Annotated in this window: 21 protein-coding genes and 1 tRNA gene; 12 read left to right on the forward strand and 10 right to left on the reverse strand. The window is 61.7% G+C overall.

What is annotated here, in order from left to right:
- Window positions 1–19: 19 nt before the first annotated feature.
- The gene (locus CFAEC_RS06205; protein WP_290279649.1) at window positions 20–1105 is read left to right on the forward strand and encodes a D-alanine--D-alanine ligase family protein; all 1086 of its coding nucleotides are present in this window, start codon (window positions 20–22) and stop codon (window positions 1103–1105) included.
- On the opposite strand, the gene CFAEC_RS06210 is transcribed toward CFAEC_RS06205, so the two are convergent.
- Window positions 1106–2089, reverse strand: a complete 984-nt coding sequence (locus CFAEC_RS06210) for a DUF3515 domain-containing protein (protein ID WP_290279650.1) — start codon at window positions 2087–2089, stop codon at window positions 1106–1108.
- 117 nt (window positions 2090–2206) lie between these two features.
- On the opposite strand from CFAEC_RS06210, the gene CFAEC_RS06215 reads away from it, so the two are divergent.
- From CFAEC_RS06215 to CFAEC_RS06250, 8 genes are all read left to right on the forward strand, one after another.
- Window positions 2207–3193, forward strand: coding sequence for a thiamine-phosphate kinase (locus CFAEC_RS06215; protein ID WP_290279651.1), 987 nt, complete (start codon window positions 2207–2209; stop codon window positions 3191–3193).
- A gap of 10 nt (window positions 3194–3203) precedes the next feature.
- Window positions 3204–3872, forward strand: coding sequence for a uracil-DNA glycosylase (locus tag CFAEC_RS06220; RefSeq protein ID WP_290279652.1), 669 nt, complete (start codon window positions 3204–3206; stop codon window positions 3870–3872).
- Between the two features lie 11 nt (window positions 3873–3883).
- Window positions 3884–5605 carry a DAK2 domain-containing protein gene (locus CFAEC_RS06225; protein WP_290279653.1) on the forward strand — a complete coding sequence of 574 codons (1722 nt, stop codon included), beginning with the start codon at window positions 3884–3886 and terminating at the stop codon, window positions 5603–5605.
- A gap of 4 nt (window positions 5606–5609) precedes the next feature.
- Window positions 5610–7733: an ATP-dependent DNA helicase RecG gene (locus CFAEC_RS06230; RefSeq protein ID WP_290279654.1), complete on the forward strand. Its 2124-nt coding sequence runs from the start codon at window positions 5610–5612 to the stop codon at window positions 7731–7733.
- Window positions 7734–7893: 160 nt separating this feature from the next.
- Window positions 7894–8106 carry an acyl-CoA carboxylase biotin carboxyl carrier protein subunit gene (locus tag CFAEC_RS06235; RefSeq protein WP_290279655.1) on the forward strand — a complete coding sequence of 71 codons (213 nt, stop codon included), beginning with the start codon at window positions 7894–7896 and terminating at the stop codon, window positions 8104–8106.
- 3 nt (window positions 8107–8109) lie between these two features.
- Window positions 8110–8706: an RsmD family RNA methyltransferase gene (locus tag CFAEC_RS06240; RefSeq protein ID WP_290279656.1), complete on the forward strand. Its 597-nt coding sequence runs from the start codon at window positions 8110–8112 to the stop codon at window positions 8704–8706.
- A complete protein-coding gene (coaD, locus tag CFAEC_RS06245; protein WP_290279657.1) occupies window positions 8706–9185 on the forward strand; it encodes a pantetheine-phosphate adenylyltransferase in 480 nt (159 codons plus the stop codon). The genes CFAEC_RS06240 and coaD overlap by 1 nt, the downstream gene beginning before the upstream one ends.
- Window positions 9185–9925, forward strand: a complete 741-nt coding sequence (locus CFAEC_RS06250; RefSeq protein WP_290279658.1) for a sulfite exporter TauE/SafE family protein — start codon at window positions 9185–9187, stop codon at window positions 9923–9925. The genes coaD and CFAEC_RS06250 overlap by 1 nt, the downstream gene beginning before the upstream one ends.
- 147 nt (window positions 9926–10072) lie before the next feature.
- Here CFAEC_RS06250 and CFAEC_RS06260 read toward each other — a convergent pair whose 3' ends face one another.
- The 3 genes from CFAEC_RS06260 to CFAEC_RS06270 form a co-directional block, all read right to left on the reverse strand.
- The gene (locus CFAEC_RS06260) at window positions 10073–10837 is read right to left on the reverse strand and encodes an amino acid ABC transporter ATP-binding protein (RefSeq protein WP_290279659.1); all 765 of its coding nucleotides are present in this window, start codon (window positions 10835–10837) and stop codon (window positions 10073–10075) included.
- Window positions 10838–11797 (reverse strand): amino acid ABC transporter permease, encoded by a 960-nt coding sequence (locus tag CFAEC_RS06265; RefSeq protein WP_290279660.1) that lies wholly within the window; start codon window positions 11795–11797, stop codon window positions 10838–10840.
- A 68-nt stretch (window positions 11798–11865) separates the two neighbouring features.
- Window positions 11866–12861, reverse strand: coding sequence for an ABC transporter substrate-binding protein (locus CFAEC_RS06270; protein ID WP_290279661.1), 996 nt, complete (start codon window positions 12859–12861; stop codon window positions 11866–11868).
- A 182-nt stretch (window positions 12862–13043) separates the two neighbouring features.
- On the opposite strand from CFAEC_RS06270, the gene CFAEC_RS06275 reads away from it, so the two are divergent.
- Window positions 13044–13877 (forward strand): DUF1266 domain-containing protein, encoded by an 834-nt coding sequence (locus CFAEC_RS06275; protein WP_290279662.1) that lies wholly within the window; start codon window positions 13044–13046, stop codon window positions 13875–13877.
- A 71-nt stretch (window positions 13878–13948) separates the two neighbouring features.
- Here the strand turns inward: CFAEC_RS06275 and CFAEC_RS06280 are convergent, their stop codons facing one another.
- The 5 genes from CFAEC_RS06280 to CFAEC_RS06300 all read right to left on the reverse strand — a co-directional run bounded on the left by CFAEC_RS06280 (window position 13949) and on the right by CFAEC_RS06300 (window position 17162).
- Window positions 13949–14965: a DUF368 domain-containing protein gene (locus CFAEC_RS06280; protein ID WP_290279663.1), complete on the reverse strand. Its 1017-nt coding sequence runs from the start codon at window positions 14963–14965 to the stop codon at window positions 13949–13951.
- A gap of 72 nt (window positions 14966–15037) precedes the next feature.
- A complete protein-coding gene (locus CFAEC_RS06285; RefSeq protein WP_290279664.1) occupies window positions 15038–15316 on the reverse strand; it encodes a hypothetical protein in 279 nt (92 codons plus the stop codon).
- The gene (locus CFAEC_RS06290) at window positions 15313–16332 is read right to left on the reverse strand and encodes a serine hydrolase domain-containing protein (RefSeq protein WP_290279665.1); all 1020 of its coding nucleotides are present in this window, start codon (window positions 16330–16332) and stop codon (window positions 15313–15315) included. The genes CFAEC_RS06285 and CFAEC_RS06290 overlap by 4 nt, the downstream gene beginning before the upstream one ends.
- Window positions 16329–16802, reverse strand: coding sequence for an ArsR/SmtB family transcription factor (locus CFAEC_RS06295; RefSeq protein WP_290279666.1), 474 nt, complete (start codon window positions 16800–16802; stop codon window positions 16329–16331). Before CFAEC_RS06295 ends, CFAEC_RS06290 begins: the two co-directional genes overlap by 4 nt.
- A 283-nt stretch (window positions 16803–17085) precedes the next feature.
- Window positions 17086–17162: transfer RNA gene (locus CFAEC_RS06300), tRNA-Leu, on the reverse strand.
- Between the two features lie 165 nt (window positions 17163–17327).
- On the opposite strand from CFAEC_RS06300, the gene polA reads away from it, so the two are divergent.
- Window positions 17328–19976 carry a DNA polymerase I gene (gene polA, locus CFAEC_RS06305; RefSeq protein ID WP_290279820.1) on the forward strand — a complete coding sequence of 883 codons (2649 nt, stop codon included), beginning with the start codon at window positions 17328–17330 and terminating at the stop codon, window positions 19974–19976.
- On the opposite strand, the gene CFAEC_RS06310 is transcribed toward polA, so the two are convergent.
- On the reverse strand, window positions 19973–20746 hold the full coding sequence (locus CFAEC_RS06310) for a class I SAM-dependent methyltransferase (RefSeq protein ID WP_290279821.1): 774 nt from the start codon (window positions 20744–20746) through the stop codon (window positions 19973–19975). The genes polA and CFAEC_RS06310 overlap by 4 nt on opposite strands.
- Window positions 20747–21007: 261 nt before the next feature.
- Between CFAEC_RS06310 and rpsA the strand changes: the two genes are divergently transcribed.
- A complete protein-coding gene (rpsA, locus tag CFAEC_RS06315; protein WP_290279667.1) occupies window positions 21008–22468 on the forward strand; it encodes a 30S ribosomal protein S1 in 1461 nt (486 codons plus the stop codon).
- The last annotated feature ends 313 nt before the right edge of the window (window positions 22469–22781 follow it).

Consider the following 22781-nt stretch of genomic DNA (forward strand, 5'->3'; position numbering starts at 1 on the left):
CGTTGTAAGCTTTGCCGGTATGAGCAACTCAAATTCCGCTAAAGTCCGCGTCGCTGTCCTCTACGGTGGCCGAAGCTCTGAGCATTCGGTGTCGTGTGTGTCGGCTGGTGCCATCATGGCCCACCTCGACCCCGAGCACTATGAGGTTATCCCGGTGGGCATCACCGTCGACGGTGCCTGGGTGGTGGGGGAGAGCAACCCTGAGAACCTGCGCCTGATTGATCGCGTGATGCCTGAGGTGAAGCCTCGGGAGGAAGTTCGACCCAGCCTGGATCCCGCCCATCGGGGTGAATTCCACTTCGCCGACGGTAGCCTCTACGCCACCGCTGATGTGATCTTCCCGGTTCTGCACGGTCGTTTCGGCGAGGACGGCACCATCCAGGGGATGTTCGCCCTGTCCGATATCCCCGTGGTGGGTGCCGGTGTGTTGGCGTCCGCCGCCGGAATGGACAAGGAGTTCTCCAAGAAGCTCATGGCGGCTGAGGGCCTGCCCATCGGCCGTGAGGTGATCCTGCGTGACCGCGCCACCCTGACGGAGGCGGAGAAGAACCTCCTGGGCCTGCCGGTCTTTGTCAAACCTGCCCGCGGTGGGTCCTCGATCGGTATCTCCAAGGTGAGTAGCTGGGATGATCTGCGGGCCGCGGTTGATTTGGCCCGTCTGCATGATCAGAAGGTCATCGTGGAATCCGAGATCGTCGGCCCAGAGGTGGAGTGTGGTGTGCTCCAGTACCCGGATGGCCGCATCGTCGCATCCCTGCCCGCCATGCTCCGCGGAACGGAGGACGGCGAGGGTGGTTTCTATGACTTCGACACCAAGTACCTGGACAATGTGGTGACCGCGGAGATCCCCGCACCGCTGGATGGGGCGACCATTGAACTCGTCCAGTCGCTGGCCGTGGAGACCTTCCAGGCTCTCGCGTGTGAGGGCCTGGCCCGCGTGGACTTCTTTGTCACCTCCACCGGACCGGTGCTCAATGAGATCAACACCATGCCCGGCTTCACACCCATCTCCATGTACCCGCAGATGTTCGCAGCCTCCGGTGTGGGTTATGAGGAGCTGCTGCATGTGCTGGTGCAGCAGGCGCTGCACCGCACCAGCAACTAGTTAGACCGCCGGGACGTGCTCCTCGATCAGTTCAGTTATCTGGATCAGGGCACCGCCCGCGTACTGGGGGAGTGAGACGGCGATGTCCGCCTCGCGTCCCAGTGCATACCAGGTGGCTGAGGTGGTTCCGGATGCCAGGATGGTGTCCTCGAACCACGGAACATCGTTGATCTGCTGGAGCATTGCGCCCGCCTCGTAGTTCTCGGATGGCTGAACACCGCAGCGGATCACAATGGGCTCCAGGCCTGGGGATGACCAGGCCACGGCGTCATCGCCATATCCGGCTTCTGCCATGGCTGGATCATCGATGAGTTCGTAGGTGAGGGCATCATCATCGGAACCCACCTGGATGGTCCCTGGGAGGGCGCGGATAAGCGCCTCGCACGAACCCGCATCGCCGGCGACAAGCTGTGACAGCGGTGCGGGGAAGGGCTCACCGTCGCGCTGCTCAAGCGTGCTGACCGCGTCAGCGAAGGGCGCAACCGGATCATCAGCATTGTCGGTGCTCAGATCATCGGCGGTGACCGCCACCACGGGGAAACGGTCAACGGAATACCAGGTCTGGAGTGAGGACCCGGCGGTGACATCGGCAACGGGCAGCCAGGTGGTGCCACCGGCTTCGACGGTACCGGCGAGCTGGGTGTACTGGAAAGGCATGTCCACACCGCACCGCACCGTCACGCGCTCCAGGTCGGAACTGGCCCACGCTGCGGTGCCCGCCGGCACCGGCTCCATGATCTGCGCACGGGTATGACCGAATGCAGAACCAGGCAGGGCTTCCACCAGGTCGGCGCATTCCTGCGATTCCGCGTCGGGGGCGGGCAGAGTACTCATGGCCACCTGCTGCTGACCCGCGGGCCCCAGCACCAGGCGCGCGCCCACCAGCACCGCGGCGGTGAGAATCAGGGAGAGAATCAGGGCGATGACGATGGGGGTCTTGTTGATCCCGGTGGGTGAAGACCCGGTATTCTTTTCGGCACTCATGATGCCTCAGCCTACCCAGTGGGTGGTTAGACTATGAAACGGACTGGAAATCACTGATCACCAGTGGTTACAGTCGCATCACCCCCACTCACCCCGAGTCTAGGAGCTGACCCTGACGTGCCCCATCTGAAATTCCCGGATCATCTGCAGGGTGGTCCCACGGTCGGTGAGATCGGTGAATTCGAGGTCATCCGTGTAATCACGGAGCAGGCCAGCTCGGTGCTCAACGGTGATGATGCCGCGGTGCTGCGCCACGCTTCACCTAATTCCCGGGCGGTGGCCACCACCGACATGCTGGTGGAGGGCAGGCATTTCAACCTGGACTGGTCCACCCCGGAGGAGATCGGGCAGAAGGCGATCCTGCAGAACTTCGCCGACATCGAAGCCATGGGTGCCCGTCCCATCGCAGCGCTGCTGGCACTATCTGCACCCATGTACACCCCCGTGGAGTTCGTCCGTGGCCTGGCCAAGGGCATCGGCGGACGGGTGGAGGAATATTCCGCGGAACTCGTCGGCGGCGACATCACCGCCGGCACCTCCCTGGTGTTGTCGGTGACCGCCCTGGGTTCGCTGGGTGGATCCCTCCCGGAACTGACACTCAACCGGGCCAGGGTGGGACAAACCGTGGTGGCCCATGGCCGCATCGGCTATTCGGCCGCCGGTCTGGCCCTGTTGCAGCGATTCGGGCGGGCAGGTGTCCCTGAGGAACTCACCCCGCTGGTGGAAGCACACTGTGCCCCCAGGCTGTCTCCGGGACGCGGCATGGTGGCCCGCGCCGCCGGTGCCACCGCCATGACGGATAATTCCGATGGTCTCATCGTTGATCTCGCCCACATGGCCCGGAAATCCCATGTGCGCATCAACGTGGAATCCGACACCATTGCCCCGGATGATCTGCTCAGCGCCGCCGGTGACGCCCTGGGGCGCGATCCCTGGGAATGGATCCTCGCCGGCGGGGAGGACCACACGCTGCTGTCCACCACCTTCGGCGACCCACCCAGTGGCTTCCGCGCGATCGGGCAGGTCAGCAAACCCCGCCCCGAGGATCCCGTCACCGTGGACCGGAAAACCCCCGCCTACTCATCGGGGTGGACAAGCTTCTAGGCTGGCACCCATGTTTGACCTTGATACCATCCATCCCTCCTGGCGCCCGGTCTTAGAACCAGTGGCGGAGCAGATCCGTGAACTGGGGGAGTTCCTGACCGCTGAAACCGAGGCCGGCCGCGGATTCCTCCCGGTGGAGACCGATATCTTCCGGGCCTTCACCTATCCTTTCGATGAGGTCAAGGTGCTCATCATGGGTCAGGATCCCTATCCCACACCCGGACATGCCATGGGGTTGAGCTTCTCCACTCAGCCGGGGGTCAGGCCCTTGCCGCGCAGTCTCACCAACATCTTCAAGGAGTTGGAGGAGGACATCGGGGCGTCGCAAAGCAGGGGTGACGGCGACCTCACCGCCTGGTCGCGGCAGGGGGTGATGCTGCTCAACAGGGTGCTCACCGTCGCGCCCGGCGCGGCCAACAGTCACCGCGGCAGGGGGTGGGAGGTGGTCACGGAAACGGTGATCACGGCGCTCGCCCAGCGCGGGCAGCCGCTCGTGGCGATTCTGTGGGGTAAACAGGCACAGGAGGTACAGAAGTTCCTCGGGGACACCCCGTGCATCACCTCCGCCCACCCCTCCCCGCTGTCTGCACGCAGGGGATTCTTCGGTTCGCGTCCGTTTAGTAGGGCGAATCAGATTCTGGGTGACCTCGGTGCCACCCCGATTGATTGGCGACTGTAAAGTAAGTCACTATGTCCGAGCACCCCGAAAGCACATCCCAGACACACGCAGAGGTGTCTGTTGACCGGACTCCCGTGCCCGCCCGGATACTGACCGCCGACGGGGTGCTCGGGTGGGCGAGCCGTGCTGTTGCGGAACTGTCTGAACGCCGCGCGGAGATCAACGCGCTCAACGTGTTCCCGGTTCCGGATGCTGACACCGGTTCCAACATGACCCACACCATGGAGGCCGCACTCAATGAGGCGATGAAGCTGGACAGTTCCGCCAGTGTGGCCCGGGTGGCGGAGGCCCTCGCGGTGGGCTCCGTGCGTGGTGCGCGTGGCAATTCCGGTGTGGTGCTCAGCCAGGTTCTGCGTGCCATCGCCCAGGCCGCCGCCGATGGGGTGGTGGATGGGACGACCATCCAGAAGGCGCTGTCCATTGCCCGTTCCCTGGTGGACCGCGCCATCACTGACCCGGTGGAGGGGACCGTGGTCACCGTGCTGCGCGCCGCCGCGATCGCCGCGGAACAGGCGGTGGAGGATGGCCACGGTGACCTTGACCAGGTGGTCAACCATGCTGTCTGGTCAGCCCGCACCGCGCTCGCCCGGACTCCCTCCCAGCTGGAGGTTCTCCGCAATGCCGGGGTGGTGGACGCCGGGGGGCAGGGCCTGGTCATCCTCCTGGAGAGCCTGCAGAAACAGATCAATGACGCCCCAGGTCCAGCCGGTGGGCTGGACGCGGGCACCTCAACTGGGAGCGGGGGAGCGGGTAATCGGGTTGTAGCCGACAGCGCCCCCATCAATATCGAACATGATTCACATGGCCGGGTTGGTGAATTAGAGGTGATGTTCTACCTCACCTGTGACACCACCGAGGACCTCGACCATCTGGCCAGCCAACTCGGGGAGCTCGGCGACAGCCTGCTCATCGCCCGTGAAACCGATTCCCGCGGCACCGTCCACATCCACTCCCGGCGCGCAGGTGAGGTCATCGAGGCCGCCTTCAACGCCGGCCGCGTCACCGATCTGCGCCTGGAGATCCTCCCCGAGGCCAGCACCACGGAGGTACCCCGGCGAGTGCTCATCGCGGTCACCCCGCACGGTTCCCTGGCTGAGTTGTACCAGAGCGCCGGAGCCACCGTGGTCACCCGGATCGCCGCGGACCTCACCGAGGGTGAACCCTCCACGGAGATCGTCTCTGAGATCGTCGCGGCCGCACGGGCCACCCGCGCTGATGAGGTCATCCTCCTGCCCAACGGCCTGCTGACCAAGCGTGAGCTTGTCTCCATCGAACGCTCCAGCCATGCCTTCGAACAGGCCGTGACCATCCTGCCGACCTCCACGCTGGTGGCGGGTATAGCGGCGGTGTCCCTGCATGATCCATCCCAGCCACTGGGTGTGGATTCCTATGCCATGTCCGAGGCCGCCAGTGCCATGCGCACCGCGGTGATCAGGGCTGCGGACAGTGCTGCCCTGACCCAGGCCGGGGCGTGCTCCAAGGGTGATCTGTTGGCGTTCTCCGGGCAGGAGATCCTTCTGATCGCCGAAGACCTCAATGATGCACTCTCCCGCACCAGCCTGCGCCTGCTCGACGGCGGTGGGGAACAGGTAACCCTCCTGATCGCGCAGGAGAAGCAGAAGCAGTTCAACGAGGACACCTTCCGCCGGGGCCTGGGCACCCATGCGCGTGTGGATATCACCGTCTATCCCGCATCCGGAATGGACAACCTCGTGGAGATCGGGGTGGAGTAGGCAGATGCTCGGCTGGCACGACACACGGTTGCTCAAAGACATCCTGCCCGCGAAGGAAGCCCGGGCCATTGAGAAGGCACTGGGCTACACCACCGCGGAGGAGCTGCTTGCCCACAATGTGCGCAAATACTCCCATCACGGTTCCGGGGTTGATCTGGGCACCGCGGAAGAGGGCGACATGGTCACCGTGGTCGGTGAGGTGGTGCAGGCCGCGCAGTCCTACACCCGCACCGGCAAGATGCTGTACAAAATCATCGTTGCCGGGGAGTCCCAGGGGGTGACCATCTCGTTTTTCGGTGCCCCGTATGTGCCGCGCCTGCTGCCCGAGGGGGTGCGTGCGATGTTCACCGGCAAGGTGAAATTCTTCCGTGGCAAACCACAGTTGACGCACCCGGAGTTCATCGTCATCCCGTCGGCGGGGTCTGGCGGCAAGGTCACCGGCACCGGTGGCATGAAGGCGCTGGCCGCCTACGGTGACGTGGAGGAGGTCGCCCGGAGTCTGGTGGAACGTGAGTACCTGCCCATCTACTCCGGTACCGCCGCCATGACCACCTGGCGCATCATGGCCGCGATCCAGCGCGTCCTGGAAACCATGCCGCCCGTTCCCGAGCCGCTGGGTGGGACCCCGCCCGGCATGCCGTCCTTTGAGGCAGCCATCCGCGGAATCCACGACCCCGGCGATGAAGGACCGGGCGCCTATATTGACCGCTTCAAGTACAACGAGGCGTTGTCCCTGGCCACGGTCATGGCTTTGCGACGCGCCGACACCGCCTCCCGGAAAGCTCCCCCCTGTCCCCGGGCCCTCAACGGCCAACAGCACACCCTCGTCGAGGCCCTGCCCTTCCCCCTGACCGATGGGCAGAAGCAGGTCACCAGGGAAATCAGCGCGGACATGGAACAACGCACCCCCATGTCGCGTCTGCTCCAGGGTGAGGTGGGCTCCGGTAAGACGATTGTCTCCCTGCTGGCGATGCTGCAGGCCATCGATTCCGGACGCCAATGCGCCATGCTCGCCCCCACCGAAGTCCTGGCCACCCAACATGCCCGCAGCCTCACCGGCATTCTTGGCACCGCCGGAGTGGCAGCCACGGTGGTCCTGCTCACCGGCTCCATGACCACTGCCGCCAAAAGAGAAGCACTGCTGCACATCATCTCCGGCCAGGCCGACATCGTGGTGGGCACCCACGCCCTGATCCAGGACGCAGTGGAATTCTTCGACCTCGGCCTGGTTGTGGTGGATGAACAACACCGCTTCGGAGTGGAACAACGCGACCGCCTGCGCACCAAAGGCCGAGAGGGCCTCACCCCGCACCTGCTGGTCATGACGGCCACCCCGATCCCGCGCACCATCGCCATGACCGTCTTCGGTGACCTGGCTGTATCCACCCTGCGGGAACTCCCCGGCGGCAGACGACCTATCCAGACCTCCGTGGTGCCGGAGCTGAAACCCTCCTGGATGAAACGGGCCTGGGAACGGATCCGCGAGGAGATCGACGCCGGACACCAGGCCTATGTGGTGTGCCCGCGTATCGACGGCGAAGGCGGCGTCAAGGAGCTCCACGAGCTCCTCCAGAACCAGATCTTCCCCGACCTCCACATCGGCATGCTCCACGGACGCATGGACAGTGACCGCAAAGACCGCGAAATGGGCAAATTCACCCGCGGTACCATGAACGTCCTGGTCTCCACCACGGTGATCGAGGTGGGTATCGACGTAGCCAACGCCACCGTCATGCTCATCCGCGAAGCCGATCGCTTCGGCGTCTCCCAGATCCACCAGCTACGCGGCCGCGTTGGCCGTGGCGGCTTTGATTCCCTCTGCCTCCTCCACACCGAATTCGACCTCGATTCCCCCCAGATGGCACGCCTCCACGCGATCGCGGCCACCTCCGACGGCTTCGCCCTGTCCGAGCTGGATCTCCAGGTCCGCCAGGAAGGCGATATCCTCGGCACCTCCCAATCAGGCAGCGACACCAAACTCCAGCACCTCTCCCTGCTCACCGACCAGAAGATCATCGAACGCGCCATCGCCGACGCCTCCGACCTGGTTGACCGCGATCCGGAGATGGCCCTGGCCCTGGTCAGCGATATCGCCATGGACAACCAGGACTATCTGGAGAAGAGCTAGTGGGAAAAAGCTGGGTGAGTGGCCTGGGTGAGTAAAAGTTGGAGATCTCCATCTTTTCCCCGCGCATTTTCCCAGGACGGCTCCACAGAACTCCAACTTTTACCCAACGGCCACCAACCCCTCCACCAGCCACAAACAACTCTGCGTTAGTCTGTAACACATGAAGATCTGCGCACCCTTTGCTGGAATCGTCCACTATTTCGTGGCGGAAGGCGATCCCGTGAAAACCGGCGAACAAATCGGCACGGTTGAAGCCATCAAGCTCGAAGCGCCCATCCTGTCACCGGGACCGGGAGTGGTGGCATCAGTGGAGTTCGATGACTTCTCCGATGTCACCGGCGGCGATGTCCTGCTCACCCTGGAGGCCAAGTAACTCATGGGACAGACACGAATCATCGCCGGTGAGGCACGTGGTCGCAAGATCCAGGTGCCACCGGCGGGAACCCGACCCACCTCTGACCGTGCCCGCGAGGGATTGTTCTCCTCACTGCAGGTCCGTTTCGGTTTCGAGGGCCAGATCGTCCTGGATCTTTTCGCCGGCTCCGGTGCCCTCGGCCTGGAGGCTGCCTCCCGTGGCGCCGATGAGGTGGTCCTGGTGGAGAGCCATTCCAAGGCCGTGGAAATCATCCGCGCCAATGCGGCCGTGGTCAGGCACCCTAATGTCCACGTCGCAGAGATGAAGGCATCCACCTACCTGGCCACTGCGCCGGATGAGCATTTCACCATGGTGCTTGCAGATCCTCCGTATGAGCTGGCTGATGAATCGGTCGTGGAGATGCTTCATGCCCTCACTCCGAAACTGAAAGACGGGGCGGCGGTTGTGGTTGAGCGTGCCGTGGATTCGCCGGAGACCGCCTGGCAGGCCTGGTTCGTGCCCACTACTCAGAAGCTGAAGAAGCGCACCTACGGCATCGCCCGCATGGACATGGCTGTCTTTGACGCCGATTTGTACACACCCGAAGAGGAGAACTGATGAAAGCCGTCTGCCCCGGATCCTTCGACCCCATCACACTCGGCCACCTGGATATCATCACCCGCGCCGCCAGCCAGTTTGAGGAGGTCACGGTCCTGGTGACCGCCAATCCCAACAAGAACACCGGGTTGTTCACGGTTGATGAACGCATGGATCTGATCCGGCAGTCCACCCAGCACCTGGGCAATATCAAGGTGGACACCTGGGCCACACTCCTGGTGGATTACACCACGGCCCACGGGGTCGGGGCACTGGTCAAGGGGCTGCGCAGTTCACTGGACTATGAATATGAGCTGCCGATGGCGCAGATGAACAAGCGCCTCTCAGGTGTAGACACTTTTTTCCTGCTCACCGATGAGAAATACGGTTATGTCTCCTCCACGTTGTGCAAGGAGGTTGCCCGTTTCGGTGGCGATGTGTCCGATTTGCTGCCCGATGTGGTGGCTGATGCGGTGAAACAGAAGTACTCCCAGCAGTAGTGGTACTGGCGGCGATCTTCGGCATCGTCTTCCTCGGAGCCTGCATCCAGCGGGTCTCCGGCATGGGTCTTGGTCTGGTCGCTGCCCCGATCCTGGCCATCACCCTCGGGCCGGTGGAGGGCATCCTGGTCAGCAATGTCCTGGCCGTGATCAATGCGTCCATGACCACCGCTGTGCGTCGCCACGATGTGGACTGGCGACAATTCGCCGTTATCTCCTCAGTGCTCGTTGTCGGCGCGGTGCCCGCGGCCTGGTTATTAACGGTGGCTGCCACGCCGGTGATCTTCACGGTGGTCGGCGCGCTGCTGCTTGCCGCCCTGGGCTTATCCACGTTCGGACAGTCCCGCACCCCTTCCACCCGGACTAAAATTGCGCCCCTCATTGCCGGGGTGGCGGCAGGATTCATGAACACTCTGGCTGCTGTGTCAGCACCCGCCCTGACGGTCTACGCCCAGGCCACCCGGTGGGATCAGAGATCCTTCTCCGCCACCCTGCAGCCCATTTTCCTCGTAGCAGGGATCATCTCTGTGCTGGTGAAGGTGCTCGGTGGGGCGGCGAACCTCGATCACACCGATGTCTGGGTCTGGCCGACCGGTATCGCGGGGATGATCTGCGGCATCCTCATCGGCTCTTTCCTCAGCACCCGGGTGTCCACCGGGATCGCCCGGAAATTTGCCCTCCTGGTGGCTACCGCCGGTGCCGCAGTGGTGCTGGCGCGGGGTATCATCGGATTGATCTGAGCGAATGTGGAAGATGACTCCGGAACAACTCCAGGAACATCTGATACTGAAAAACCGTGCACGACAATTCACGGATAAGAAGAAACATAATAATAAAAGGGCCTGCCGGGATTTCTCCCGGCGGGCCCTCCCGCTTTCCTATAGTCCTTATAGCAGTGAGGACAGGAATTCCCTGGTGCGGGTCTGCTGGGGGTTGTCCAGCACCTGCGCAGCGGTTCCGGCCTCCACGACCACACCATCGGCCATGAACACCACCTGATCAGCGACTTCGCGTGCGAAGCCCATCTCGTGGGTGACCACCAGCATGGTCATGCCGGCTTCTGCCAGCTGTTTCATCACACGCAGGACTTCGCCGACGAGTTCGGGGTCCAGGGCGGAGGTTGGTTCGTCGAAAAGCATCAGCTTGGGGTCCATGGCCACCGCGCGGGCAATGGCCACGCGCTGCTGCTGACCACCGGAGAGCTGCACCGGGTAGGCCTGCGCCTTATGCGCCAGGCCGACCTGCTCCAACAGCTCCATCGCACGCGCGCGTGCGGCCTTCTCGGGCTGCTTCTTCACATGGATGGGGGCTTCGATGATGTTCTCAATGACGGTGCGGTGGGGGAACAGGTTGAACTGCTGGAACACCATGCCGATATCCGCGCGCTGCTTTGAGGCGTCCTTCTCGGAGATCTCATAGAGCACACCATCGCGCTCCCGGTAACCAATGAGATCGCCATCCACGTAGAGGCGGCCGGCGTTGACCTTCTCCAGGTGGTTCACGCAGCGCAGCATGGTGGACTTACCGGAACCGGAGGGGCCGATGAGGCAGGTGACAGAACCTTTGGGCACCTGCAGGTCAATACCCTTGAGCACCTCCAGGCGACCGAAGTCCTTGCATACCTGCTGGGCGTCAATCATGAGCTGGGTCATTTATCTGTTCTCCTTCGGAGCCTCAGGGACAACATTGACATTGCCGGGGATGGCACCCTCGGCATCAGCCAGTGCTGCCAGCTGACGGGCGGTGAGGTTACGGGTGCTGCCCTTTTCAAAGTGCTTCTCCAGGTAGTACTGGCCCACCATGAGAATGGAGGTGATCACCAGGTACCACGTGGCGGCCACGAGCAGCATCGGGACCGGCTCGAAGAGCGAGTAGGCGATGTCCATGCTGCGGCCGTAGAGCTCGAGGGAATAAGGGATGGCCACCACCAGGGAGGTGGTCTTGAGCATGGAGATCAGCTCATTGCCGGTCGGTGGGATGATGATGCGCATCGCCTGCGGAAGCACAGTGCGGCGCATGGTCATGGACCAGCCCATGCCCAGTGCCTTGGAGGCCTCCATCTGGCCCTCCGGGACAGCCTGGATACCGGAGCGGACGATTTCCGCCATGTAGGCGGCCTCGTTCAGGCTCAGGCCCAGCACCGCCAGGATGAACATGTTGGACAGGAAGTTCTGCAGATCAATCTCCGCGAAACCGATGTTGATGCTCTGGTACAGCGAACCGAGCAGACCCCAGAACACCAGCTGGACATAGATCGGGGTGCCACGGAAGATCCACAGATACAGCCAGGCCACACCCTGCAGCACCGGGTTGCCGGACATCCGCATGACCGCCAGGGTGGCGCCGAGCACCACGCCGATGATCATGGACAGCACAGTCAGCGCGATGGTGTGCAGTGCTGCGGTGGCGATGCGGGTGTCAAAGAGGTACGTGCGGTAGGTGTCCCAGCCGTAGGCCTCATTGTTGATCGCGCCGATGATGGACCAGCCCAGCAGAGCCAGGATGATCACCGCACCGACCCAGCGACCGGGGTGGCGCAGCGGTTTGGCCTCGATCGGTTTGGGGGTTGCGCGGATGGGTGCCCCACCGCTGTGGGAAGCAGGTTGTGACATGAGAGGTGTGTCCTTCACTAATGCTTATCGGGAATATTTTGTGGAGAGGTACGTGGAGAGGTACAGGGTCAGGAGGTCAACTGGGTAAGCGGCACCTCATTGATCAGTGCTTCCTCCAGCAGACCCTCCTCAATGCCCCACTGGGTGAGGATGCGCTCATAATCACCGTTATCGATGATGTGCTGGAAGGCACGGGCAACCACAGGGGTCAGATCAGAATCCTTGGGTAAGGCGAAACCAAAAGGTGCCGCCATGAAAATATCCCCGACCAGTTCGATGCGGTCCTCGGAGCGAGCCACCGCCCAGGCGGTGATGGGGGAATCAGCGGCCAGGGCATCCGCACGGCCCAGGATCAGGGCGGTGGCGGCGGTGTCCGCGGTGTCATAGGCCAGCACCGTGATGGGCTCCTGACCGTCTGCCACACACTGATCAGACTTGGGGCGGACATCATCAGTTTCTGCCACCGTGGTGCGCTGAACCGCGATGGTCAAGCCGCAGGCGTTGTCTGGATCGACAACTTTGTCTGCATCCACACGCTGGGCCCACTGCACACCGGCGTAGAGGAAGTCCACGAAGTCAAAATTCTCCCTGCGTTCCTCATTGTCAGTGAAACCGGATGCACCCATATCCACGGTGCCGGCCTGAACCGACGGGAGGATGAGGGAGAAGTCCTGCTCCTGGGGCTGATAATCCAGACCCATGGCACCGGCCACGGCGCGGGCGAGGTCCATCTCCACGCCGATGATCTCACCATCGGAATCCTTGAACTCAAACGGTGGGAACGGCGGGTTGGCGCCTGCGGTGAGGACACCACGTTCCGCCAGGGCCGGAGGAACCAGGGCTTCGATCTCCGGAACAGCCTCAGGTACGATCTGCTCCCAACCTTCCGGATTGCCCTCCTCTTCATTGGTGACACAGGAGACCAGCGCGAATGAGGCTGCCACGGTGCCGATCACGGCGGCGACTCCGCGGAACAGGCGGCTGCGTGCTGGTTGGTGCTCGATCAGGTCACGTGGGGCCACCAGACGGGCGCCGGGGCGCAGTCGGGTCAAACTGTCAATCATAAGGCCAGATATTACAGGTAGGTGTGCCCATTGCCCGAAGCGCGGTGGGGCTGGGCTGCTCCGGGGCGGGTGCCGGGTTGGTTTCACCAGAAGATAGTGCTTGAAACCAACCCTTGTAGTGCGAGAACATCAATCTGTGGATTGATAGCCCGGTTGCGGGGTTCCGGGGTAGCTTGGATGTTATGACCAGTGTGGAAATCAGAGTGGTAATCATCCTGCTCGCCGTGGTCCTGGTGTGCGGGGCGGTGATCTGGGTGATCTCAACGGTCCTGCGGAGCCGCCGGATGGTGGAGTTCAATAAGGGACCCGGAAACCCGGATGAACCTGCCCCGACACAACCGTGGCGCAGGTTCACCGGTGCGTTGTCCGCACCCCATTCCCGTCCCGAGTGGGTGCGGGTGAATGAGGCGCGTCGTCTGCACAGCGCTGACCAGGTGTACTTTGGTTTTGCCTCAGCGCTGTCACCCTTCACGGTGGTCAATGCCCTGCGTACTGACTGGGGTGTGAAAAACGCCGCGCAGGCCCGGCAACGGCTGGCTACAGCCCAGCGGACCATCACTGAGCACGCCGCCGCGGTGATGGCGCAACGTGACCTACCCGGTGGGCGCGAGGTTTTCCGGGATAAGCTGCTCGCCGCCGGTGCGCCGTCGGGGGCGCTCAACAGTTTCCTGGCCGCGGTGGAGGCTGTACACGCTGATCAGAATCCGGAGATCATGGTCGATGTGGATGGCCTTGCCTTTGATATTGCGCGTGTGGCCAATCTGGCGCGCTGGTCAGGTTATGTCCGTTATGTGGAGCCGGAGCAGGGCACCGGGGTTCTTGACCATGTGGGTATTGCCGCTGCCGCGGTATTTACCAATTGGGATGACTTCGCCGATGCCTACTCAAGGGGCATGGCCACCCGATACAAGGGCGGCACCAAGCATTACACCAGGGCAGTGGAGTGGCTGCGCACCGACGTGAACAGTCCCTGGACCCGTCAGCGCTGGCTGCCGGAAGTCAAGTCAGTCAACTAGATAAAAGAAAGCGCCTCTCCCATTCCGGGAGAGGCGCTTTGTCCTGCGTGGCAGGAGTTCAACAAGAGGTGCTAGACCGGATCAGTCTCCGAGACCACAGCGGAATCCAGGTTCTTGTTGGAGGTGACACGCTCGATGAACATCACCAGGGCAACCACCACGGCGCCGATGATGATGGCGGTGAAAATCGGCCAGGTTTCACCGGATGGTGCGAGCAGATTGGCATCACCGTCCTGCCAGGGCCACAGCGCACGCAGTGAACCGAGCATGAGGCCGGCCATCACGGTCAGGGTGATGGTGCGGTGGTGTTCGAGAATGTAGGACAGTATCTTGATGAACAGCGCAACGCCGGTGATGGCGCCGATCATGAACACTCCGATGACATCCCATTCGCGGTTGGACAGCGAGGACATGATCGGGCCGTAGAGGCCGACCGCCAGCAGGAAGAATGATCCCGAGATGCCCGGCAGCACCAGGGCACACACGGCGATGGCCGCTGCGATGAAGATGATGATCAGGGAAGGGTTCTCCTGCGGGGCGGAGGTGATGCTCGTGCCGAAGAAGGACAACACCGCACACGCGATGAACAGTGGGATCAGCAGCGGCATCCGCCTTTTGGCATCGCGGCCATCCATCATGCCGATCGGCACCAGGATGGACACAGCCACCATGCCCAGGAACAGACCGCGGGAGATTTCCGGATGGTCCTCCACGAAGCTGGACAGCACGGTGGACAGGGTGAACACCGCGGTGACCATGCCGCCGGCCACGGCACCGAGGAACCACCAGTCGATCTTGGATACAGCGGCCTTCAGCTGTGAGCGGTCCTTGATGGCGACCTTGATCAGATCGATCAGCCGTTCACCGTTGTGCAGTGCGCGTTCGTACAGGCCGATGACCAGGGCGACGGTACCGCCGGAGATACCCGGCACAAGCTCAGCCATGCCGATCAGGCCACCGCGGATCAGGTTCCACAGAACCGCGAGGGGAGTTCTCTTGGTTTTGGTCGGGTAGACGTGGTGCACATCCGTGCCCGCCTGGGCGGCCTGGATGTCTGCGCTGGTGGCATCTGGAGGGGTGGCGCTCATAAAGTTTTCGGTCTTTCGTCGCTAACGAGGGTTAAACACAAAGAACTATACGGGGGTTGGGGCATTTAGCGCTTATCGACGCTCCTCCTCCCGCACCCCGGCAGCAACCATGACGGTTGCTGCGACAACCAGCCCTGAGCCTGCCACCAGCAACCACCAGATCCACACTGGTATTTCGGTGTTCCAGATGGTGATGAAGAACCCGAGAAACCAGAGTGTGATGATGGCCTCTATTCCGACCCGCACCGGTTTCGGCGTCCCCCGGTTGAGCTTCCAGAGGGCCAGGATGAGATTGAAGGCCGCGAAAAGAATCAGGCCCCAGTTGATGGCGAGGATGATCATGTCGCTCATTGCTGGCTCCTGTTTCGTGCATGGTCGAGCAGGATTCTGCCGAGATCGTCAACGCTGGAAGTGGTGTCGGTGAGGGCGAACGCGGCTGTGCCAGCTGAGTGATCCAAGACCAACATGGAGCTATAGCCACCAGTGCCGCCATTATGGAAATAGGTTCCCTCGGCTTCCTCGATCCAGGTGGAGTTCACTTCCGGCTGGGTGAGGATGTGGTCGGTGTAGATGGCCATGTCATGTGCCGTTGATCTGATCGCCCCGGCGGGTGCATCGGCATCCATCTCCCAGGCAGTCGCTTCCCGGCCACGTGAGGTGAGCCCGCGCGGGGCATCGTCGGGTACGGACCCAGGCGCCATCAGGTAGGTCTCCGACATGCCCAGTGGGATGAGAATTTCCTTCTGGAGCAGCTCGGCATAGGTGGTTCCGGAGGCCCGCGCCACGAGTTGGCCCAGCAGTGCCACCCCGAAGTTGGAATAGGCGAATTGGCCACGGTTGTTCAGAGTGGCGGTGCGGGTGTCGTCGAAAAGCTTGTCCGAGGTGTTGCCCTCGTAGGGATTCCCGCCGGTGACCGAGGCGAGAAACGCCTGCACACCCATGTTGCTCAGGCGTGGGAGGCCGGAGGTGTGGGTGGCCAGCTCCTCCATGGTGATGTCCTCGGCGTCTGCCCCGGGGATATCAATGACCTCCCCGACCGTGGTGTCCCGGGAGAGATCGCCACGTTCCACGGCATTGCTCAACAGTTCTGCGGTGAAGGTCTTGGTGATGGAGCCGATCTCGAACTCGGTGTGCTCATCAGCACCCAACCCTGAAAAGGTTGCCTCCCCGTCCTGCAAGGTGAAAGCTGCTATCCGGTGACTGCCTTTCGGGGCGTTGTCCCGGAGGACGGTGGACAGTTCCCGGTCGCCTGTTGTTTCCGATGCCGTGGCGATCCGATTGGGGCCGATCACCACCCCCACCGCCACGGTGAGTGCTGCCGCGATGACGGCAACAGATATGACTGTGATTTTTCGAGTGTCCATCATGCTTCCTCCATGGCAAGTATGAGTGTCAACAGCGCCACCACGCGCTTCGCTTTGATGACATGCCGCCCCTGTCTGTCCTTCAAAATCCAGCCTGCAGACTGGAGCGCGGCCAGGTGGTGGTACCCGGTGCCTGTCGACGTCACGATCCCGGCCTCCACCAGATCAGCCACCGTGGCCGAATGGTGGAGCAGGTGCTGCAGGATACGGCCCCGGATCGGGTGCGCCGTGGCTGCGAGGTGGGTCATGGCCCCATCCCAGGATCCCTCTATGAGATGGGCAGTGGGGCGCTCCCAGGCATAGGCGTAGGTGGCCTCACCCAGAACGGCCTCGCCCTGATAGCTCACGGCGCCCCCTGCTTCCGACGCTGCAGGCGCGGGTGCCTCGGCATTTCCTTCCAGCCTGCCGACCCGCTCCTCCAATTCCCGAATGCGGTTCAGGAGTTCCGCTGTCACGCTGCTGTCTGATTCCATAATTCCAGACTTCCATAATTCTGACATCCCGGCAAGTGGAAACCCGGCAGTAAAAGTTGGAGATCTCCATGTTTTACCCGTGCATTTCCCCAGGACGGCTCCACAGAACTCCAAGATTTACCCTCGCGCGTGCATAACGTCACAAGAAATCCGGGAAACCTCCCCTTAACCCGGAAGATCTTGTGACGTTATGCACGCGCCCCCCGCACGACAACGAAAAAACCGCCGCTCCACATCCATGAAGGACGGGAGCGGCGGATCTGGTCTAACTGGTCTAGCTCAGTGGTGCCCCAGGTGGGACTCGAACCCACACTGGACGGGTTTTGAATCCGTTGCCTCTGCCAATTGGGCTACTAGGGCGTGCAGTGCTAAAGCAATATTAGACTACGTCGCAAAAAGTAGGAAAACAGGGGGTTGGTTAAGCAACAAGTCAAGGCTCGGACGATGCGCATGTGCCACCTGAAAACACTCTGGCCTAGACTCGACTGCGTGACTGAGAAGACTGACCTGACCGACCAGACCCTGATGCTCATCGATGGCCACTCGATGGCTTTTCGTGCTTTCTTCGCGCTTCCCGCGGAGAATTTCTCCACCACCGGTGGTCAGAACACGAATGCGGTGTATGGCTTTCTCTCGATGCTGGCCACGCTGCTCAAGGAGCACCAGCCCTCCCATGTGGCGGTGGCCTTCGATGTGGGGCGCAAGACGTTCCGGACGGATCTGTTTCCGGCGTATAAGGCGCAGCGTGAGGCAACGCCGCCTGAGTTCAAGGGGCAGGTGGAGATTCTCAAGGGTGTGCTGAAAACTCTCGGCATCTCCACCATTGAGATGGAGGACTTCGAGGCGGATGATGTCATCGCCACGCTGGCCGTTCAGGCGAAGCCGCTGGGTTTTGACACCCTCATTGTCACGGGTGACCGTGATTCCTTCCAGCTGGTCAATGACACCACCACCGTGTTGTATCCGATGCGTGGTGTCTCTGTGCTGCACCGTTTCACCCCGGAGGCGGTGGAGGAGAAGTACGGACTGACCCCGCAGCAGTACCCGGACTTTGCGGCGCTGCGTGGAGACCCTTCCGATAACCTCCCCAATATCCCGGGTGTGGGGGAGAAGACCGCCACCAAGTGGATCACGGAGTATGGCTCCCTGGATAACCTCCTGGAGAATGCCGAAAAGATCAAGGGCAAGGTCGGTGATAACTTCCGGGAGCGTCTTGATCAGGTGAAGATGAACCGCACGCTCACCGAGATGATCAAGGATATGGATCTGCCGCTCGGACCCACGGATATGGAGATGCAGCCCGCAAGTGTTGCAGAGGTGGCAGCGGAGTTCGACACCCTGGAATTCGGCTCCAACCTGCGTGAGCGGGTGCTGGCCGCGGTGAAAACCGAGGGGGAGCTCCCGGCAGTGGAAATCACCCCGCAGGATGAGGTGATCGTGGATACCCAGCACCTCGATGAATGGCTGGAAACTCGCAAGGATCAAGTACTGGCCCTTGCCATCACGGGTGTGGGTACCCCTGCAACAGGTGACGCGCACTCGGTGGCCATTGTGGATACCCACCGACATGCTGTGGTTGCAGACCTCGCCGATATCACCCCGGAAGCCGAACGTGCACTTGCGCAGTGGCTCGCTGATGACCGCGCCCCGAAGCTCCTTCACGGCGCGAAGGCCGCCTTCCACATGCTCGCTGGCCGCGGTTTCGAGCTCAAGGGCATCGAGCATGACACCGCGATCGCTGCTTATCTCTTGCGTCCAGGTCAGCGCACCTATGAGTTGGCTGATGTCTACCAGCGTCACCTGCAGCGTCAACTGAAATCCGCGGACAATGACAGCCGCCAGCTCACCCTCCTGGACGCCGGTGACACCCAGGCGCTGGTGGATGAAGCCGTGGCCATCTTTGAGCTGTCTGAGGAACTGACCCGTCAGCTCCAGGAGATCAATGCTTTCGAGCTCTACCGTGACCTTGAGATTCCGTTGTTGAGCATTCTGGCACGTATGGAATCCATCGGCATCGCGGTGAACGTGCAGACGCTGGAAGACCAGCTGGAGACCTTCATTGATCAGGTCAGGAATGAGGAGGAGGCAGCGCGTGAACTCGCCGGCGATCCGAGCCTCAACCTCTCCAGCCCGAAGCAGCTGCAGGTCGTGCTTTTCGAGACCTTCGGCATGCCCAAGACCAAGAAGACCAAGACCGGTTATTCCACCGCCGCCGCTGAGATCGAGGCGCTGGCTGTGAAGAGTCCACACCCGTTCCTGGATCACCTCCTGGCACACCGCCAGTACCAGAAGATGAAAACCACCCTGGAGGGTCTGATCCGTGAGGTGGGTTCCGATGGTCGGATCCACACCACCTTCAACCAGACCGTGGCGTCCACCGGCAGGCTTTCCTCCACCGACCCCAACCTGCAGAACATCCCCGTGCGCACCGAGGCCGGGCGCAAGATCCGTTCCGGTTTCGTGGTGGGCGAGGGTTTTGAGACCCTCCTCACCGCTGACTATTCCCAGATCGAGATGCGTGTGATGGCGCACCTCTCCCAGGACCCGGGTCTGATTGATGCGTATCAGCAGGGCGAGGACCTGCACAATTACGTCGGCTCCAAGGTTTTCGACGTGCCGATCGACGGCGTCACCCCGGAGCTGCGCCGCCGCGTCAAGGCCATGTCCTACGGCCTGGTCTACGGGCTCTCAGCGTTCGGCCTCTCCCAGCAGCTGGGCATCCCGGCAGGCGAGGCGAAGGCGATCATGGAGAACTACTTCGAGCGCTTCGGCGGTGTCAAACGCTACCTGGCTGAGGTGGTCGAGCAGTCCCGCAAGACCGGTTATACCGAGACGTTGTTTGGTCGCCGCCGCTACCTGCCTGAGCTCACCTCCGATAACCGGGTGGCCCGCGAGAACGCTGAGCGCGCTGCCCTCAACGCGCCGATCCAGGGCACAGCCGCGGACATCATCAAGGTGGCCATGATCCGCGTTGACCGCGAACTTGAGGCCGCGAACGTGACCTCGCGGGTGCTGCTCCAGGTCCACGATGAGCTCGTGGTCGAGATCGCCCCCGGCGAGTTGGAGCAGGTCCGGGAGATCGTCGAGCGCGAGATGGACAGCGCCATCTCACTGTTGGTGCCACTCGAGGTCTCCGCCGGCAGCGGCGGCGATTGGGATACGGCCGCGCACTAGCGCTTTGCGACGAAAAGCGCACTGCCCGGAAACAACTGTCCCCGCAGGGGTGACCACTGTCCCCAGGTTTCGGTGAGATCCTCAGGCCACTCCGGTTCGATGAGGGAGGTGAGGGTGAAGCCGGCGTCGATAAGCTCTCCGATCCGCGCGCCCAGCGTGCGGTGCTGTTCGGCGTAGGTGACCTCGCCCGTCGCCTCGTCCTCTTCTATGTAGCCGGTTTGATCGAAGTAGCTGGTGATGGCCGTCAGGCCTGCGGGGCCGGGGTCGTCGAGGAAGATCCAGCGCATGGGGTGCGTGATGGAGAAAACCAGGCGGCCGCCGGGGCGCAGAATGCGGGCGATGTCCTTCATCAGTGCCGCCGAATCCTCCACGAAGGGGATCGCGCCGAACACCGAGAAGACCACGTCAAAGGAGTTGTCGGCGTAGGGGAGTGCGGCGGCATCGGCCTGGACCAGGTGGGCGTTGTGGTTGTCGCCGGCGTGGCGCAGCATGCCCAGGGAGATGTCGAAACCCGTGACAAACGCATCCGGGACATCGTGGGCGAGCCACCGGGCGCAGGGCGCGGAACCGCAACCCAATTCCAGGATGTTCTTGCCCGCGAGCTCTTCAGGTTGGCCGAGTAACCGCTGATCCTTTTCGTGGAGCATCTCGGGGCACCAGTAGAACTCACCGTGAGGGGAGTGGGCGCCCAGATAATCGGGGTGGCGGGCGTGATAATCATCAGCATCCAGGTCCCACCACAGGCGGTTGGCGGAGGAAAAATCAGAGATATGTGAACCAATTGGGGGAACTTCAGTCACAATAATTACTCCTGTGTCAGAATAGTGGGATTGGACGAATACTATTTGCTCTAGCTGCATAAACGCAGTAGTGTTGGACAGGCATGTCGCTGCGATCAGTTCCGGGGTGTTCTTATAGGAAAACATCCCGGGTTGTTTCGTGTGATCAAAACCCTCAGTGTAGTGCAGTTTTGGGAGACATCGCATTCCTGTCCAAACTCAATTTCCTATCCATTTCGGAGCAATTTACATATGCCCACCAACAACGCACCTCAGGTAGCCATCAACGACATTGGCTCCGCTGAGGATTTCCTTGCAGCAATCGATGCAACCATCAAGTACTTCAATGATGGCGATATTGTTGAAGGTACCGTGGTAAAGGTCGATCACGACGAGGTTCTCCTCGACATCGGCTACAAGACTGAAGGTGTCATTCCTTCACGTGAACTTTCCATCAAGCACGATGTTGACCCTGATGAGGTCGTCCAGGTCGGCGATCAGATCGACGCACTTGTTCTCACCAAGGAGGACAAGGAAGGTCGTCTGATCCTCTCCAAGAAGCGCGCACAGTACGAGCGTGCATGGGGCGCCATCGAGGAGCTCAAGGAGAAGGACGAGCCGGTTACCGGTACCGTCATCGAGGTCGTCAAGGGCGGCCTCATCCTGGACATCGGCCTGCGTGGCTTCCTGCCTGCATCCCTCGTTGAGATGCGTCGCGTCCGCGACCTGGATCCGTACATCGGCCAGGAGCTCGAAGCCAAGATCATCGAGCTGGACAAGAACCGCAACAACGTCGTTCTGTCCCGCCGTGCATTCCTCGAGCAGACCCAGTCTGAGGTCCGCTCCGAGTTCCTGCACCAGCTCCAGAAGGGCCAGGTCCGCAAGGGCGTCGTCTCTTCCATCGTCAACTTCGGCGCATTCGTCGATCTCGGCGGTGTCGACGGACTGGTCCACGTTTCCGAGCTCTCCTGGAAGCACATCGACCACCCATCTGAGGTTGTCACCGTTGGCGACGAAGTCACCGTTGAGGTTCTCGACGTTGATCTCGACCGCGAGCGCGTCTCCCTGTCCCTGAAGGCCACCCAGGAAGACCCATGGCGCGTCTTCGCCCGCACTCACGCTGTGGGCCAGATCGTTCCAGGCAAGGTCACCAAGCTGGTCCCATTCGGTGCGTTCGTTCGCGTCGAAGAGGGCATCGAGGGCCTCGTCCACATCTCCGAGCTGGCTCAGCGCCACGTCGAGGTTCCGGACCAGGTTGTCGCAGTTGGCGAAGAGGTCATGGTCAAGGTCATCGACATCGATCTCGAGCGTCGTCGTATCTCCCTGTCCCTCAAGCAGGCTGACGAGGACTACACCGAGGAGTTTGACCCATCCAAGTACGGAATGGCTGACTCCTACGACGATCAGGGTAACTACATCTTCCCTGAGGGCTTCGACGCCGAGACCAACGAATGGCTCGAAGGCTTCGATGAGCAGCGTCAGGCTTGGGAGGCTCGTTACGCTGAGTCCGAGCGTCGCTTCCAGACCCACACCGCTCAGATTGAGCGTCGTCGTCAGCAGGCGGAAGAGGCAGCTGCAGAGGCTCCGGCCGGCAACTACTCCTCCGAGTCTGAGGATGCAGCTCCATCATCCGCAGCTGTCGAAGAGACCGGTGGCTCCCTGGCTTCCGACGAGCAGCTCGCTGCTCTCCGCGAGAAGCTCGCAGGTAACTAATATCACCTGCACCCTTTCGCTGGGCTTTCACACTGACGTTGACGGTGTGAACGTCTGACGATTGCTCCGCAAGACGCCCTGTCATGCGTGCTGGAACATTAACGTGTTCCGGTACTTGCATGGCAGGGCGTTTTTGTCTGTCCGGTGACCCCTGCATTAACGTGCACTGGTCATATCAAGCTTTAACTGTAGTAAACACCGGTTGTCATAAGTTAAAAGGTATAAACGGGCGTGCACGGACATTGCTATTTTTGATGTTGTGATTATTTGCCTAATACCGGGCTTGTTTCTTGTTTGATTCGGCTTTAAGCTG

The organism is Corynebacterium faecale (assembly GCF_030408735.1).
Classification (GTDB): domain Bacteria; phylum Actinomycetota; class Actinomycetes; order Mycobacteriales; family Mycobacteriaceae; genus Corynebacterium; species Corynebacterium faecale.

Bases quoted from the DNA above. Each gene is read 5' to 3' on its own strand.
- CFAEC_RS06235 (WP_290279655.1), top strand. From the start codon at position 7,894: ATGAAGATCTGCGCACCCTTTGCTGGAATCGTCCACTATTTCGTGGCG.
- CFAEC_RS06260 (WP_290279659.1), bottom strand. From the start codon at position 10,837: ATGACCCAGCTCATGATTGACGCCCAGCAGGTATGCAAGGACTTCGGT.
- CFAEC_RS06270 (WP_290279661.1), bottom strand. From the start codon at position 12,861: ATGATTGACAGTTTGACCCGACTGCGCCCCGGCGCCCGTCTGGTGGCC.
- CFAEC_RS06225 (WP_290279653.1), top strand. From the start codon at position 3,884: ATGTCCGAGCACCCCGAAAGCACATCCCAGACACACGCAGAGGTGTCT.
- CFAEC_RS06240 (WP_290279656.1), top strand. From the start codon at position 8,110: ATGGGACAGACACGAATCATCGCCGGTGAGGCACGTGGTCGCAAGATC.
- CFAEC_RS06210 (WP_290279650.1), bottom strand. From the start codon at position 2,089: ATGAGTGCCGAAAAGAATACCGGGTCTTCACCCACCGGGATCAACAAG.
- CFAEC_RS06265 (WP_290279660.1), bottom strand. From the start codon at position 11,797: ATGTCACAACCTGCTTCCCACAGCGGTGGGGCACCCATCCGCGCAACC.
- CFAEC_RS06280 (WP_290279663.1), bottom strand. From the start codon at position 14,965: ATGAGCGCCACCCCTCCAGATGCCACCAGCGCAGACATCCAGGCCGCC.
- rpsA (WP_290279667.1), top strand. From the start codon at position 21,008: ATGCCCACCAACAACGCACCTCAGGTAGCCATCAACGACATTGGCTCC.
- CFAEC_RS06275 (WP_290279662.1), top strand. From the start codon at position 13,044: ATGACCAGTGTGGAAATCAGAGTGGTAATCATCCTGCTCGCCGTGGTC.
- CFAEC_RS06295 (WP_290279666.1), bottom strand. From the start codon at position 16,802: ATGGAATCAGACAGCAGCGTGACAGCGGAACTCCTGAACCGCATTCGG.
- CFAEC_RS06205 (WP_290279649.1), top strand. From the start codon at position 20: ATGAGCAACTCAAATTCCGCTAAAGTCCGCGTCGCTGTCCTCTACGGT.
- coaD (WP_290279657.1), top strand. From the start codon at position 8,706: ATGAAAGCCGTCTGCCCCGGATCCTTCGACCCCATCACACTCGGCCAC.
- CFAEC_RS06230 (WP_290279654.1), top strand. From the start codon at position 5,610: ATGCTCGGCTGGCACGACACACGGTTGCTCAAAGACATCCTGCCCGCG.
- CFAEC_RS06220 (WP_290279652.1), top strand. From the start codon at position 3,204: ATGTTTGACCTTGATACCATCCATCCCTCCTGGCGCCCGGTCTTAGAA.
- CFAEC_RS06290 (WP_290279665.1), bottom strand. From the start codon at position 16,332: ATGATGGACACTCGAAAAATCACAGTCATATCTGTTGCCGTCATCGCG.
- CFAEC_RS06285 (WP_290279664.1), bottom strand. From the start codon at position 15,316: ATGAGCGACATGATCATCCTCGCCATCAACTGGGGCCTGATTCTTTTC.
- polA (WP_290279820.1), top strand. From the start codon at position 17,328: ATGCTCATCGATGGCCACTCGATGGCTTTTCGTGCTTTCTTCGCGCTT.